Origin of the sequence: Actinomadura sp. KC345 (assembly GCF_004348515.1) — a bacterium.
Classification (GTDB): domain Bacteria; phylum Actinomycetota; class Actinomycetes; order Streptosporangiales; family Streptosporangiaceae; genus Spirillospora.
Genome location: NZ_SMKH01000228.1, coordinates 1 through 13,308, shown reverse-complemented (window position 1 = coordinate 13,308; position 13,308 = coordinate 1). Strand labels below are relative to the sequence as shown.

Genomic DNA, 13,308 nt, shown 5'->3' with positions numbered 1-13,308 from the left:
GACCACGACGGCGCGGAGGAGAAGCGCCCGCTCACGTCGACGACCCGCCCCGACATGGTGATTCCCGGCACCTACGGCGCGGACGACGACGATCACGACACGCCCCTCCCCGAGCGCGCCGAGGACCCCGACGCCGGCGAACGCCCGGACGGCCGGGATCACGGCGTGGGCGACGAGCCGGTCGAGGACTGGAACCCGCCGCCGTCGAGCAGTTTCCGCAGCGGCCCCACCCCGCCCGTCGACTGAGACGGGCCGGATCGCCACGAATCCGCGTGAGGGCCGTCGTCACGGGGGTACTGAACCGGGCATGAGCGCCCTACTCGCTCGGCTGATCGACGACGCCGCGCTCTTCCCACCGGAACGCGCCCCGATGGACCAGGCCCTGGCCGCCCACCGCGCGGTCTCCGACGCCTCCCGCCGCACGCGCCGTGAGCCGCTGGTCGGCCGGTTCCTGTGCCCGGCCTCGCGGTTCGCCGAACTGCGGACCCATCTCGTCCCCGAGGACCTCCTCGACCTCGGCTTCATCGCGGACACCGGCCTGGAGGAACTCCCGAAGGCCCTGGACGCCGTCCGCGCCGAGCCCCGCGTCCGGCCGTCGTCCGTGGAGATCGCGCTGCCGCGGGACGCCGACCAGGCGCGGGCCGCCGCCGTGACGATCGCCCGGCTCCCGCCCGGTGTACCGACGCGCATCGAGGTGAGGCGCTCCCCCGGCTGGCTCCACGCGCTCGACCGCATCGCCTCGGCCCGAGCGAGCTTCGCTCGGGAGGGCGTCGCGGCCGGCGCCGCCGGTCTTGAGCAAGGGGACGTGCTCGGCGCGAAGGTCCGGGTGGACGGGACGCCTGCCGGTGAAGTCTCCGCCGTGGAGGCGCTGGCGGCGTTCATCTCGGGCTGTGCGGAGCGTGATCTGCCGTTCACGTGCGCGTGCCGTCAAGGTCCGCTGGTTCTGCCGGCCGTTCTGCTGGCCACGGCGCACGCCGCGGCGGGAGACGCCGAGCGCGGCGTCCGGCGGGTCCTCGAACGCGGCGACGCCGGGGCCGTCGCACGCGACCTGCTGGCGCTGACCGGCGCCGAGGCGCGGGCGGCCCGCCGGCTGCTGGTCGCGTTCGGCACGTCCGGCGTCCTCGGGGTCCGGGCGGAACTCGCGGCCGCCGGACTGATCAGAACGCCGGAAACCGGGGAAGATACGGCGCCATGACGACCGTTTCGTGGGTTGAGGTCGACGAGGACGGCGGCTTCGGCGTCGAGAACCTGCCCTACGGTGTCTTCGCTCGGCCCGGGGAGCTTCCTCGCGTCGGCGTGGCCATCGGCGAACACGTCCTCGACCTGGCCGCACTGTCCGCCGCGGGCGTGGTGGAGGACCGCCGCTACTTCGCCTCGGGGTCGCTGAACGCCTTCATGGTGGCGGGGCGCGCCGCCTGGAAGGCGAACCGCGCCCGGCTGGTCGAGGTGCTCACCGACGCGTCGTACAGCGAAAGGGTAGAACCGCATCTGATCCCGGTATCGGACGTGGAGCTGCAGCGCCCCTTCGAGGTCGCCGACTTCGTCGACTTCTTCTCCTCCGAGCACCACGCCGTCAACGCGGGGCGGATCTTCCGGCCGCAGCGCGAGCCGCTGGCGCCCAACTGGAAGCGGCTGCCGGTCGCCTACCACGGGCGCTCCGGCACCGTGTACCCGTCCGGCACGCCGATCATCCGGCCGTCCGGGCAGCGCGTGACGCCGGGCGAGGAGGAGCCGTCCTTCGGGCCGTCGCTGCGGCTCGACTTCGAGGCGGAGGTCGGGTTCGTCGCCGGGGTCCCGTCCGCGGCGGGGCGGCGCGTCACGGCGGAGGCGTTCCGCGACCACGTGTTCGGGTTCGTCCTGGTCAACGACTGGAGCGCCCGCGACCTGCAGGCGTGGGAGTCGACGCCGCTCGGGCCGTTCCTCGGCAAGTCGTTCGCGACGTCGATCTCGCCGTGGGTCGTGCCGGTCGCGGCGCTGGAGCCCGCCCGGGTGTCACCGCCCGTCCAGGATCCGGCGCCGCTCCCCTATCTGCGGTGCGACGAACCGTGGGGCATCGACCTGCACCTGGAGGTCCTGATCAACGGCCGGGTCGCCGCGCGGCCGCCGTTCGCGGAGATGTACTGGACGCCACCTCAGCAGCTCGCCCACGCCACGGTCAACGGGGCTCCGCTGCGCACCGGGGACCTGTTCGCCTCGGGGACGGTCTCGGGTCCCGAACGCGATCAGCGCGGCTGCATGCTCGAACTCACCTGGAACGGGCAGGAGCCGCTGGAACTGGACGACGGAACCAAACGGACGTTCCTGGAGGACGGCGACACGGTAACCCTCCGCGCCAAGGCCCCGGGCTCCTCCGGCTCCCGCGTCACGCTCGGCGAGGTGACCGGGACGGTCCACCCCGCGCTCCCCTGACCAGTACCCCCGCAGGCCACCGCAACGTTGGCCGCCGGCGCCCAGCGATGGCCAAGGCCGGTGGACGGAAGCCCGTCGGGCTCCGCGATCCGGGTCGGCGGGCCTCCGCCGGCCACCCTGACCACTAAGCGGGAACCACCAGGGCGTTGGCGATGGCGGCGAGACCTTCGCCCCTACCGGTGAGTCCCAGGCCGTCGGTGGTCGTGGCCGAGATGCTGACGGGCGCGCCGCCGAGGGCCTCGGTCAGGGCCTTCTCGGCCTCCTCCCGGCGTTTGCCGATCTTGGGCCGGTTGCCGATGACCTGGATGGCGACGTTGCCGATCGTGAAACCGGCCTCGCGCACGAGCCGGGCGACCTCCTCCAGGAGGACCACGCCCGACGCGCCGGACCAGCGCGGGTCCGAAGTGCCGAAGACGGCGCCGAGGTCGCCGAGGCCGCAGGCCGACAGGAGCGCGTCGCAGGCGGCATGCGCCGCGACGTCGCCGTCGGAGTGCCCGGCCAGGCCGTGCCCCTCGCCGGGCCATTCGAGGCCGGCGACACGCAGCGGGCGTGGCTCGGACGAGAACGGGTGGACGTCGGTACCGACGCCCACCCGTGGAAAGCTCGTGCTCAACTCGGCCGCCCGCTCAGGTGGCCAGGACCTCGTCGAGCAGCGCCTCCGCCTTGTCCTCGTTGGTCTTCTCCGCGAGCGCGAGCTCGCTGACCAGGATCTGACGCGCCTTGGCGAGCATGCGCTTCTCACCCGCCGACAGGCCACGCTCCTTGTCGCGCCGCCACAGGTCGCGGACGACCTCGGCGACCTTGTTCACATCGCCGGAGGCGAGCTTCTCAAGGTTCGCCTTGTACCGGCGGGACCAGTTGGTGGGTTCTTCGGTGTAGGGTGCGCGAAGCACCTCGAACACCTTCTCCAGACCCTCCTGGCCGACGACGTCACGGACACCCACGTCCTCGACGTTTTCGACCGGGACCTGCACTGTCAGGTCGCCCTTGTCGACCTTCAAGACCAGATAGGTCTTTTCCTCACCTTTGATGGTGCGAGTCTCGATGGCCTCGATCCGAGCAGCCCCATGGTGGGGGTAGACGACGGTGTCGCCGACCTGGAAAGTCATGTGACAAGTACCCCTTCCGCTAGAACCAGGGTACCACGTAAACCGGCGTGGCTGAACCGGCCTCCCGGACATATGCCCAGGTCAAGCAGCATATTGGGGTATTGACAAAGCCCTTTAATGGTGCATCGCCGACCAGTTCCCCACACACAGGGTAGCCGATGCGCCACCCCGATCTCACCGGACGTTCCATACCGGTAAGGGGCCCGCGGTTACAAGCGCCACTCCCACCGGGCGCCGGCACCCGGCTCATACTGGAGGTGAGCGAGCCGGGCGCTGCGGGTACGAAGCGGCCGGAAGGCCCCGAATGGGACAGCACCAGGCGGGAACCATCTCCAACGGGACGACGCCCATCGGAACGGCGCTCTCCACCGGTCGGCCTGATCCGTGCGCCGGACCGGTGGGACGGACCGGTGGGACGGACGGGTGGGACGGACCGCCCGTCCGTGGGACGGTGGTCTGGAAGGACCATGGCCCACCGGGACGGGCCATGGAGCGCGTCGGCGGAGCCGGGATGGGAGGTACGGCGTGAGGCCGGACGGCGGCGACCCGGAGCCCGATGACTACGGGCTTCCCCGCGTTGACGTCGTGGTGCCCGATGACGCCCGCGAGCTCGAGCGCGACATGCTCGCCTACCGCCGCGAGGAGCGCCGGCGCCGGCGCAGGGAGCGGGTCCGCCGCGTCACCCGTCCGCTGACCCGGTTCGGCGTCGCCATCCCGATCATCGCCGGGGCGTTACTGGTCGCGCTGCTCAGCGGCGCCCTGATGACCGCGTTCGGGCCGAAGCCCACGCCGCGTCCGACGGGCGCCCAGCTCGCGCCGCGGCCGTCCGCGCCCCCCGGGGAGGTCGGCGGGCTGCTGCCGGACGCCGGCGTCGACCTGGTGGCCGGGGAATCCACGCCGACGCCGCTGCAGGACCTGCGGCCGGGCGTCATCGGCATCGTCCCGCCCGGGTACAAGTGCGAGAGCGTCGTCGCGGAGATCGCGGGCAGGACGCAGGACAACGTGATGAACTTCTGGCTGGTCGCCGATCCGCGCCCGGCGGGCGACGAGAAGAAGACGTCCCTGAAGGAACTGAAGGCGTGTGCGGGCACCGCCCACTACGGGGCGCCGCTCATTCTCGACGACGGCGAGGGCGTCCTGGCGAAGGCGTACGCCGCGGCTCCCGGATCCGCCGGAGCGGCCGGCACCGGCCTCACCGCCGTGTTCGTGCAGCCGGACGGCGTGGTCAGTGAGGTCGTCCAGGGGCCCGAGACCGGGCCGGAACTGACCGAGAAGGTCCGGGCGCTAAGGTCGGGTTGACCATTCCCCCGTGCCGCCCGTGGCGTGTCGGCGACCCCGGGGCGGTAGTTGCGATCAGGCCTCGCTAGGCTTCATCTGGCGTATCTCACGCCACTTCCGCAATGTACAACGCACGTCTTTGATGACACTTCGCGAGGAGACCGACGCCGTGATCCGAAACAGCCGTCGAATGGTCGCGCTCGCCGTCGCGGGCGCCGTCGCCATCGCGCCGGTGATCACCGGCTGCGGCGCCGGCGTGGAAGCGCAGTCCGCCGCGCCGACGCAGCTGACCGAGGGCGCCAACGCGTCGGTCCCCAAGGAAGGCCCTGCGCAGATCCTCCTGCGCAACATGTTCCTGCTGGGCCCCAAGCCGGGAGAGGCGGTCTCCCCGGGCATGTCGCTGGCGCTCTACGGCACGATGATCAGCCAGGACAAGGCGGACCGGCTCATCTCCGTCAGCTCGCCGCTGTTCGCCACCGGGCAGATCTCTGGTGGAGGCATCGCGCTGCCGACGCCCGCACCGGACGGCTCGGGCGGCGTGGCCAAGCTGCTCGGCGACGCGTCCCCGAGCCCTGCTCCCGCGACTCCTGGCCAGACGGGTCGGCCGGGGGCCGAGCAGTCCCCGACCGGGCGGCCGGAGGCCGGGGCGACGACGCCTGCGCCCGGCGGGACCGCGACCGCCCCGACCGCGAGCCCGACCGGGGGCCCGACGGGCGAGAACACCGAGGACCCGCAGACCTCGCCTCCGGCCACGCAGGGCGAGGGGCGGCCGCAGGTGGTCCTGAACGGTCTCAACAAGGCGCTGGTCGCCGGGGCCGCCGTCCCGGTGCGGTTGCAGTTCGAGAAGGCCGGCGCCGTGGAGGTCCAGGTGCCGCTGATCCCGCAGCAGGGCGAGTACAACACCTACCCCCTGGCCACGCCCCCCGGCGGCCGGACGCCCAACGGCCAGGCACCGGGCGCCTCCGGCAGCCCGCAGCCGTCCGCGGGCACCGAGCCGGCCCAGCCCGGGGCGTCCCCCTCGCCGACCGGCACCGCATCTCCCCCCGGCACCGCGTCGCCCACGGGTGGGCAGTCGCCGGGAGCCGCGGGTCACTGACCCGGCTCCGCACGCCGAGGAACGGCCCGCCAGGCGCTCTCGCGCCGGACGGGCCGTTCTCGTGTTCGGGCGGGATCAGGGCTCGAACTTGTAGCCCAGCCCGCGGACGGTGACGATGTAGCGCGGCGCGGACGGGGAGTCCTCGATCTTGGCCCGGAGGCGCTTGATGTGCACGTCCAGCGTCTTGGTGTCCCCGACGTAGTCGGCGCCCCACACGCGGTCGATCAGCTGCATCCGCGTCAGGACGCGGCCGGCGTTGCGCAGCAGCACCTCCAGCAGCTCGAACTCCTTGAGCGGGAGCTGGACGGACTCACCGCCGACGCTGACCACGTGGCGTTCGACGTCCATCCGGACGGGGCCGGCCTCCAGCGTGGCGGGCGCCAGCTCCTCGACCTCGCCCTGGCGGCGCAGGACGGCCCGCATCCTCGCGACCAGCTCGCGCGTCGAAAACGGCTTGGTGACGTAGTCGTCGGCGCCGAGCTCCAGCCCGACGACCTTGTCGACCTCGCTATCCTTGGCGGTCAGCATGATGACGGGGACGCTGGACTTGGCGCGCAGCTCCCGGCACACCTCCGTGCCGGGCAGCCCGGGGAGCATGAGGTCGAGGAGCACGAGGTCGGCACCGTTGCGCTCGAAGATGTCCAGCGCGTCGGGGCCCGTGGCGGCCACGGCCACCTCGAAGCCCTCCTTGCGCAGGTTGTACGACAGTGCGTCGCTGAACGACTCCTCGTCTTCCACGACGAGAACGCGGGTCACGGTGTTGCCTCCCGGGCGGTGTTCTGGGTGTCTTCCTCGGCGTCCGCGTCCTTGCCCGCGGTCGTGCCGTTCCTGGTGTCCGCGCCGTTCTTCGCGGCTGGGCCCCTGCTCGCACCGGGGCTCCTTCCCCCGGCGGCGGCCTGCCTCCCCCTCGGGTCCCGGTGCGCGGTCGCGCCGCCGGGGCGGGGCGGCGGCGTGTCGGCGCCGAGCAGCGGCAGCCGAATCGTGAACGTCGACCCGTGGCCCTCCTTGCTCCACACCGTCACGTCCCCGCCGTGCTTGCCGGTGACGTGCTTGACGATGGCGAGGCCGAGGCCGGTGCCGCCGGTCTGGCGGGACCGGGCCGGGTCGACCCGGTAGAAGCGCTCGAAGATCCGCTCGATCTCGCCGTCCGGTATGCCGATGCCCTGGTCGGTGACGTTGACCTCGACCTGGCGGTCGTCGCACCGCCGCGTCGCGACGGCGACCCGCGTGTTCTCCGGGCTGTAGGCGACGGCGTTGTCGATCAGGTTGCGGAGGGCGGTGACGAGGAGCTCCTGGTCGCCGCGCACCTGGAGGCCGTCCTCACCGCCGGTGGTCAGCTCGATGACCTTGGCGGACGCCTTGAACTGGCAGCGCTCCAGCGCCTCGGCCACCACCTCGTCCAGTGTGACGGGACGGAGTTCGGGCAGCGGCTCGTCCCCCTGGACGCGCGACAGCGTCATCAGGTCCTGGACGAGGTTGGTCAGCCGGACCGACTCGTACTGCATCCGGCCCGCGAACCGGCGGACCGCCTCGGGGTCGTCGGCGGCGTTCTCGACCGTCTCCGCCAGGAGGGACAGCGCGCCCACCGGGGTCTTGAGCTCGTGGCTGACGTTCGCGACGAAGTCGCGGCGGATCGCCTCGGTGCGGTGCATGTCGGTGAGGTCCTCGGCCAGCACGAGGACGAGCCCGTGCGACCCGAGCGGGGCCACCCGGACCGCGAACCAGCGTCCGTCCGCCCGGACCCGCGCGCCGGTCGGCCCGACCTGGATCTCGGTCTCGCGGATCTCCCCGTCCCGCCGGACGAGCCGCGCCATGGCCAGCACCTCGTCCACCACCAGGCGGTCGCCGCTGACCAGGCCGTACGCCCGCGCGGCCGAGCTGGCGCGCAGGACGCGGTCCTCGCCGTCCACCACGACGGCCGACGACCGCAGAACGCTGAGCACCGACGCGACGCCGGGCGGCAGACCGCCCACCGGCGCCGACGCCACCGCCACCTGCTGGGACCGCTCGCTCACGCGCACCGCCAATCCGGTCGCGAGCCCGACCGCAAGCCCGGCGAGCCCGGTCAGTATCGCGATAACCTCGACCTCCACACCACGGATGGTAAGCGGCCCGCGGACCCGTCCCACCCTCCGGTCCTGGTCAAGGCGATCCCGTTCCCCGAAAATTCACCTCCTTATCCGGACGCGTTAACGCCGCCAAGGCATGCTGTGTGGTGGACAAGTCCGCCCGTTTCGCCCCATTTGCAGCGAAGGATTCTGAATTGCGCGACGCCTACCACGAGGAGCTCGACTCCCTCGCCGACCGGCTGGTGGAGATGACCCGCCTCGTCCGCTCCGCGATGGCCCGCGCGGTGACCGCGCTCCTGGACGCCGACCTGCGCCTGTCCGAGGAGGTCATCAGCGGGGACGAGCACGTCAACAAGATCGACACGGAGATCGAGGAGATCGTCTTCGACCTCATGGCGCGGCAGCAGCCCGTGGCCGGCGACCTGCGCACCCTGATCACCACGCTGCGCATGAGCGGAGACCTGGAGCGCATGGGCGACCTCGCGGTCCACATCGCCAGGACCGCCCGCCGGCGGCACCCGGAGTCCGCCGTCCCGCCGGAACTGCAGGCGACCGTCCTGGAGATGGGCCAGATCGCGGAGCGGATGATCGCCAAGACGGGCAGCGTGATCGCGTCCCGGGACGTCGAGCTGGGCCTGGAGCTCGACGCCGACGACGACCAGATGGACCGCCTCCACCGCCGCCTGTTCGACATCCTGCTGTCCCCCAAGTGGAAGCACGGCGTCGAACCGGCCGTCGACATCACGCTCGCCGGCCGCTACTTCGAACGCTTCGCCGACCATGCCGTCCACGTGGCCGAGAACGTCGTCTACCTGGTGACGGGCCAGCGCCCCGAGGAGATCACCGACCTCTGAGCCGTGACGGACACATGTTCCGCGGGAGGGTGCCCACGCAGTGCGCGTCGGGCACCCTCACCGGTTCCGGCCCCGTCACTTTTGCGGCGGGTCACTTCCTGCGGCGGGTCACTTCCTGCGGCCGCGCCTGGGCTTCTCCTTGGACTTGGCGGCCTTGGCGTCCTTGGCGTCCTTGGCGTCCTTGGGGAGCGGCGGCGTGGGGGGCTTCGGCCCGTCCTTCTTCGCGGCGCCCTGGTTCTTGACGGCCTCGATGGCGGCCTTGGCGGCGCGCGGGTCGAGGTACTCGCCGCCGCGCTTGAGGGGCGCGAAGTCGTCGTCGAGTTCGTAGACGAGCGGGATGCCGGTGGGGATGTTGAGGCCGACGACCTGCTCGTCGGTGAGGTCGTCCAGGTGCTTGACCATGCCGCGGAGGGAGTTGCCGTGCGCGGCGACCAGGACGGTCTTGTTCGCGGCCAGGTCGGGGACGATCGCGTCGTACCAGTACGGCAGGAAGCGGTCGACGACGTCGGCGAGGCACTCCGAGCGGGGGATCAGCTCCGAGGGCAGCTCGGCGTAGCGGAGGTCGTTGACCTGGGAGAGGGGGTCGTCGTCCTTGATGGGCGGCGGCGGGGTGTCGTAGGACCGGCGCCAGATCATGAACTGCTCTTCGCCGTACTCCTCGCGGGTCTGCGCCTTGTTCTTGCCCTGGAGGGCGCCGTAGTGGCGCTCGTTCAGGCGCCAGGAGCGCTTGACGGGGATCCAGAGCAGGTCCGCCACGTCCAGGGAGATGTTGGCAGTGCGGATGGCCCGCTTCAGCAGGGAGGTGTGCACCACGTCGGGGGTGATGTCGGCGTCGAGCAGCAGGTCGCCGCCGCGGGTCGCCTCACTCTCGCCCTTCGCCGACAGGTCGACGTCCACCCAGCCGGTGAACAGCCCTTCCGCGTTCCAGACGCTTTCGCCATGCCGGAGCAATACCAAGGTCGCCATGACACCAGAGCCTAGCGGCCCGGTCAGGATCCCTCACCGTCGGCGGGCTCACGGTTGGCGGGGTCGGCGAAGGACGCGAAGGCCCGGAGGTTGGCGAGGCTTTCGCCGCGCTTGACGCGCCAGTCCCATTCACGCTGGATGGACGATTTGAACCCGCGTTCGAGGGCCTTGTCGAAGTTCTCGTCGGAGTAGGTGAGGACGCAGCCCAGAAGGCGGTCGATCTCGTCCGGCGACACCGAGTCGAGCGCGACCCGTCCGACCAGGTGGACGTCGCCGACGTCGTCCAGGGCGAAGGCGACCCCGTACATGCGGCCGCTCTTCTCCAGCAGGAACCGGTAGAACTCGGCGTGGTTCTCGTCCGGGCGGCGGCAGAAGAACGCCTCGACGTGCAGGCTGTGCTCGCCGACGATCAGCCACGTCATGGTGGCGAGCTTGCGCTGCCCCGGGAGCTTGACGAAGAAGGCGTTCTCGCGGGGCTCGTCGAACTCCAGCTCGGCGGCCTCCAGGGTCTCCCTGATGGTCTCGACGGGACTCAAGCCCGTCCGTTGCGGGGGGCCGACCCCCGGCGCCCCCCGGTTCGCTTCGCTCATGCCGATACCTCCGCGGGAGCGGCGACCCGTACGGCCGGAATGGACATGGCACCGGTATACACGTCGAGGAGGTCGTCGACGGTGGCGTCCCACCCGAAGCCGTCCGCGTGTCGCACGGCGCCGCGGGAGAGCCGGGCGTGCCGGGCGGGTTCGTCGTGCAGGCGGCGCAGGACGGCGGCGTAGTCGGCGGGGTCGTGCCCGGAGATCAGCACGCCGGAGGCGCCGTCGGCGACGGCGGTGCACAGGCCGCCGACGCGGGATGCGACGACCGGTGTCCCGCAGGCCTGGGACTCGACGGCGACGAGGCCGAACGACTCGCTGTGGGACGGGACGACGGTGACGTCCGCGGCCCGGTACCAGTCGGCCAGCTCCGGCTGCGGGCTCGGCGGCTCGAAGCGCATGACGTCGGAGAGGCCGAGGTCGGCCGCGAGGTTCTGCAGGCCCTCGGGCCGGCAGCGTCCGGAGCCGCTGGGTCCCCCGACGACGGCGACGACGAGCTTGGCGCGCAGGGCGGGGTCGTCCGCGAGCATGCGGGCGACGGCGCGGAGCAGGACGTCCGGCGCCTTGAGCGGCTGGATGCGGCCGACGAACAGCAGCACGTAGGCGTCGCGGGGCAGGCCGAGGCGGCGGCGGGCGGGGCCGGTCCGGTGCGGGAGCAGGCCGGCGCCGCGGGCGAGCAGCGGCGATTCGGGACGGAACAGCGAGAGGTCGACGCCGGGGCTGACGGTCGCGACGCGGGCGGGGTCGGCGCCGTAGAGGTCGACGAGTTCGCGGGCCTCCTTGGCGGTGTTGGCGACGAGCTGGTCGGACGACGCCACGACCTGCTCCTCGCCCGCGACGCGTTCGTCCGGCTCGGCCTTGTCGCCTTCCGCGAGGGCCGCGTTCTTGACCTTGGCCATGGTGTGCATGGAGTGGACGAGCGGGACGCCCCAGCGCTGCTTGGCCGCCCAGCCGGCCTGGCCGGACAGCCAGTAGTGGGTGTGGAGGAGGTCGTAGTGACCCGGGTCGTGCGCCGCCTCGGCGCGCAGGACGCCGGAGGTGAAGCCGCACAGATGCCGCGGCAGCTCGTTCTTGTCCAGCTCCTCGAACGGTCCGGCCACGACGTTGCGCACGACCACCCCCGGGGCCAGTTCGACGGCGGGGGGCATGGCGCGGCAGGTGGCGCGGGTGAAGATGTCCACCTCGACGCCTCGCGCGGCGAGGCGCTTGGCCACCTCGACGATGTAGACGTTCATGCCGCCGGCGTCGCCGGTACCTGGTTGATCAAGGGGGGAAGTATGAACACTGACCGTCGCAACCCGGTTGATACGACGCGACACCGGACACCACCTCCGGTAGTGCAACCTATCGACCGCGTTGGGTGTTCCCTCAATTAGGGGGACAACCGTGGCCCGCCGTCACAGTGACCGACCTCACCGGCAACCCGCCCGGACGCCTGCGGGAGACTGGCCGCATGCGTAGGACCGCGGTAGTGACCGGAGCAAGCAGCGGGATCGGGGCCGCCACGGCCAGGCGGCTGGCGGCGGAGGGGTTCAACGTCGTGCTCGCCGCGCGGCGCCGGGACCGCCTGGACGACCTGGCCAAGGAGATCACCGAGGGCGTGCCCGGTGCCGGGAAGGTCGTCCCGGTCACCCTGGACGTGACCTCGCAGGAGTCGGTGGACGCCCTCGCGGCGGCGCTCGGCGGCTGCCACGTGCTGGTCAACAACGCCGGCGGCGCGCTCGGCCTGGACAGCGTGGCGACCGCCGACCTCGCCGAGTGGCGGTCGATGTACGACTCCAACGTCCTCGGGCTGGTGCGCGTGACGAAGGCGCTGCTGCCCAAGCTGATCGAGAGCGGCGCCGGGCACGTCGTCAACATCACCTCGCTCGCCGCGCACGACCCGTACGAGGGGGGCGGCGGCTACAACGCGGCCAAGCACGCCGCCTACGCGGTGAACGAGGTGATGCGGCTCGAACTCGTCGCCGAACCCGTCCGCATCACCGAGATCGCCCCCGGGCTGGTGAAGACCGAGGAGTTCTCCCTGGTCCGGTTCCACGGGGACGAGGAGAAGGCCGCCAAGCCGTACGAGGGCGTTCCCGAGCCGCTGGTCGCCGACGACATCGCCGACTGCGTGGCGTGGGCCGTCACGCGTCCTCCGCACGTCAACATCGACCGCATCGACGTGCAGCCGCGCGTCCAGGCCGCCCCCCACAAACTGCACCGCGAGTAGGTCACTTCGGTGCGACGGCGCTCCAGGGGAGGGTCACCTCGCCGAGGCGCCATCGGTGGCGGCCTCCGTAGGGCGGACGGGTCAGGACGGGATGGGTCCCGGCCAGCAGCGTCACCGCCTCGATCCAGCGGGCGCGCGGGCCGAACGCCGAGTGCGGGGCGGCCGTCGCCCAGCATCGGTCGAACGCGGCCAGGAGGTCGTGGACGGGTTCGCCGGGGACGTTGCGGTGGATCAGCGTCTTCGGGAGCCGCTCCGCGAGGTCGGACGGGCGTCCGAGCGTCCGCAGGTGCGCCGCGAACGTGATCGTCCGCGGGCCGTCCGGGGTGAGCGTCACCCAGACCGCGCGGCGCCCGATCTCGTCGCACGTCCCCTCGACGAGGACCCCGGACGGGTCGAGGCGGGCGCGCAGATCGTCCCAGGCCTGCCAGGCGGCGGGCTCGTCGTACTGCCGCAGGACGTTGAACGCCCTGATCAGGACGGGCGGGCGCGGCACCGGCAGTTCGAAGCCGCCGCGCCGGAACGACAGGCCGTCGCACGGGCCGTGGTCCGCGAGGAAGTCGATCCCGGCGGCCACGCGATCCGGGTCGATCTCGATGCCGACGACCTCCAGGCGCGGGGAGACGGCGCGGAGCCGGGTGTAGAACTCGAAGGTCGTGACCGGGGACGCGCCGTAGCCGAGATCGACGGCCAGCGGGCGGGCGCCCGGGCCCGGCGGGGACCGGCGG

The 13,308-nt window shown here is 72.2% G+C and carries 15 protein-coding genes; 7 read left to right on the top strand and 8 right to left on the bottom strand.

The genetic code is table 11. From position 1 onward, the window contains the following. The 3 genes from E1281_RS40605 to fahA form a co-directional block, all read left to right on the top strand. A partial coding sequence (locus tag E1281_RS40605) for a hypothetical protein (protein ID WP_165959160.1) occupies positions 1-246 on the top strand: 246 nt, incomplete at its 5' end. 61 nt (positions 247-307) lie between these two features. Next, a complete protein-coding gene (locus E1281_RS29180; protein ID WP_131882925.1) occupies positions 308-1,195 on the top strand; it encodes a hypothetical protein in 888 nt (295 codons plus the stop codon). Further along, on the top strand, positions 1,192-2,409 hold the full coding sequence (gene fahA / locus E1281_RS29175; protein WP_131882924.1) for a fumarylacetoacetase: 1,218 nt from the start codon (positions 1,192-1,194) through the stop codon (positions 2,407-2,409). Before E1281_RS29180 ends, fahA begins: the two co-directional genes overlap by 4 nt. Before the next feature lie 124 nt (positions 2,410-2,533). Here the strand turns inward: fahA and ispF are convergent, their stop codons facing one another. Both ispF and E1281_RS29165 read right to left on the bottom strand, forming a co-directional pair. Next, entirely contained in the window at positions 2,534-3,001 is a 468-nt protein-coding gene (ispF, locus tag E1281_RS29170) for a 2-C-methyl-D-erythritol 2,4-cyclodiphosphate synthase (protein WP_131882923.1), read from the bottom strand. 34 nt (positions 3,002-3,035) lie between these two features. Next, entirely contained in the window at positions 3,036-3,518 is a 483-nt protein-coding gene (locus tag E1281_RS29165; protein ID WP_131882922.1) for a CarD family transcriptional regulator, read from the bottom strand. 525 nt (positions 3,519-4,043) lie between these two features. On the opposite strand from E1281_RS29165, the gene E1281_RS29160 reads away from it, so the two are divergent. Together E1281_RS29160 and E1281_RS40600 are read left to right on the top strand one after the other, a co-directional pair. Further along, a complete protein-coding gene (locus tag E1281_RS29160; RefSeq protein WP_131882921.1) occupies positions 4,044-4,817 on the top strand; it encodes a hypothetical protein in 774 nt (257 codons plus the stop codon). Between the two features lie 148 nt (positions 4,818-4,965). Beyond that, positions 4,966-5,892, top strand: coding sequence for a hypothetical protein (locus E1281_RS40600; RefSeq protein ID WP_165959159.1), 927 nt, complete (start codon positions 4,966-4,968; stop codon positions 5,890-5,892). Positions 5,893-5,967: 75 nt separating this feature from the next. Here the strand turns inward: E1281_RS40600 and E1281_RS29150 are convergent, their stop codons facing one another. Both E1281_RS29150 and E1281_RS29145 read right to left on the bottom strand, forming a co-directional pair. Beyond that, the gene (locus tag E1281_RS29150) at positions 5,968-6,648 is read right to left on the bottom strand and encodes a response regulator transcription factor (RefSeq protein WP_131882920.1); all 681 of its coding nucleotides are present in this window, start codon (positions 6,646-6,648) and stop codon (positions 5,968-5,970) included. Next, positions 6,645-7,985, bottom strand: a complete 1,341-nt coding sequence (locus tag E1281_RS29145; protein WP_131882919.1) for an ATP-binding protein — start codon at positions 7,983-7,985, stop codon at positions 6,645-6,647. Before E1281_RS29145 ends, E1281_RS29150 begins: the two co-directional genes overlap by 4 nt. Positions 7,986-8,155: 170 nt before the next feature. On the opposite strand from E1281_RS29145, the gene phoU reads away from it, so the two are divergent. Beyond that, positions 8,156-8,815, top strand: coding sequence for a phosphate signaling complex protein PhoU (gene phoU, locus E1281_RS29140; RefSeq protein ID WP_131882918.1), 660 nt, complete (start codon positions 8,156-8,158; stop codon positions 8,813-8,815). A 108-nt stretch (positions 8,816-8,923) separates the two neighbouring features. Here the strand turns inward: phoU and E1281_RS29135 are convergent, their stop codons facing one another. Genes E1281_RS29135 through mshA form a run of 3 tightly spaced genes read right to left on the bottom strand, consistent with a single transcriptional unit; the run spans position 8,924 to position 11,690 of the window. Further along, positions 8,924-9,781: a phosphoglyceromutase gene (locus tag E1281_RS29135; protein WP_131882917.1), complete on the bottom strand. Its 858-nt coding sequence runs from the start codon at positions 9,779-9,781 to the stop codon at positions 8,924-8,926. Between the two features lie 23 nt (positions 9,782-9,804). After that, complete coding sequence (locus E1281_RS29130; protein ID WP_131882916.1) at positions 9,805-10,371, bottom strand: YbjN domain-containing protein; 567 nt, start codon at positions 10,369-10,371, stop codon at positions 9,805-9,807. Beyond that, positions 10,368-11,690 carry a D-inositol-3-phosphate glycosyltransferase gene (gene mshA, locus E1281_RS29125; protein WP_131882915.1) on the bottom strand — a complete coding sequence of 441 codons (1,323 nt, stop codon included), beginning with the start codon at positions 11,688-11,690 and terminating at the stop codon, positions 10,368-10,370. Before mshA ends, E1281_RS29130 begins: the two co-directional genes overlap by 4 nt. 134 nt (positions 11,691-11,824) lie before the next feature. Here mshA and E1281_RS29120 point away from each other — a divergent pair, with 134 nt between their 5' ends. Beyond that, complete coding sequence (locus tag E1281_RS29120; RefSeq protein ID WP_131882914.1) at positions 11,825-12,583, top strand: SDR family NAD(P)-dependent oxidoreductase; 759 nt, start codon at positions 11,825-11,827, stop codon at positions 12,581-12,583. A gap of 1 nt (position 12,584) precedes the next feature. On the opposite strand, the gene E1281_RS29115 is transcribed toward E1281_RS29120, so the two are convergent. Then, positions 12,585-13,308 (bottom strand): class I SAM-dependent methyltransferase (locus E1281_RS29115; protein ID WP_131882913.1); only part of this gene is annotated, 724 nt, incomplete at its 5' end.

Bases quoted from the DNA above. Each gene is read 5' to 3' on its own strand.
- E1281_RS29165 (WP_131882922.1), bottom strand. From the start codon at position 3,518: ATGACTTTCCAGGTCGGCGACACCGTCGTCTACCCCCACCATGGGGCT.
- E1281_RS29120 (WP_131882914.1), top strand. From the start codon at position 11,825: ATGCGTAGGACCGCGGTAGTGACCGGAGCAAGCAGCGGGATCGGGGCC.
- E1281_RS29180 (WP_131882925.1), top strand. From the start codon at position 308: ATGAGCGCCCTACTCGCTCGGCTGATCGACGACGCCGCGCTCTTCCCA.
- fahA (WP_131882924.1), top strand. From the start codon at position 1,192: ATGACGACCGTTTCGTGGGTTGAGGTCGACGAGGACGGCGGCTTCGGC.
- E1281_RS29130 (WP_131882916.1), bottom strand. From the start codon at position 10,371: ATGAGCGAAGCGAACCGGGGGGCGCCGGGGGTCGGCCCCCCGCAACGG.
- E1281_RS29135 (WP_131882917.1), bottom strand. From the start codon at position 9,781: ATGGCGACCTTGGTATTGCTCCGGCATGGCGAAAGCGTCTGGAACGCG.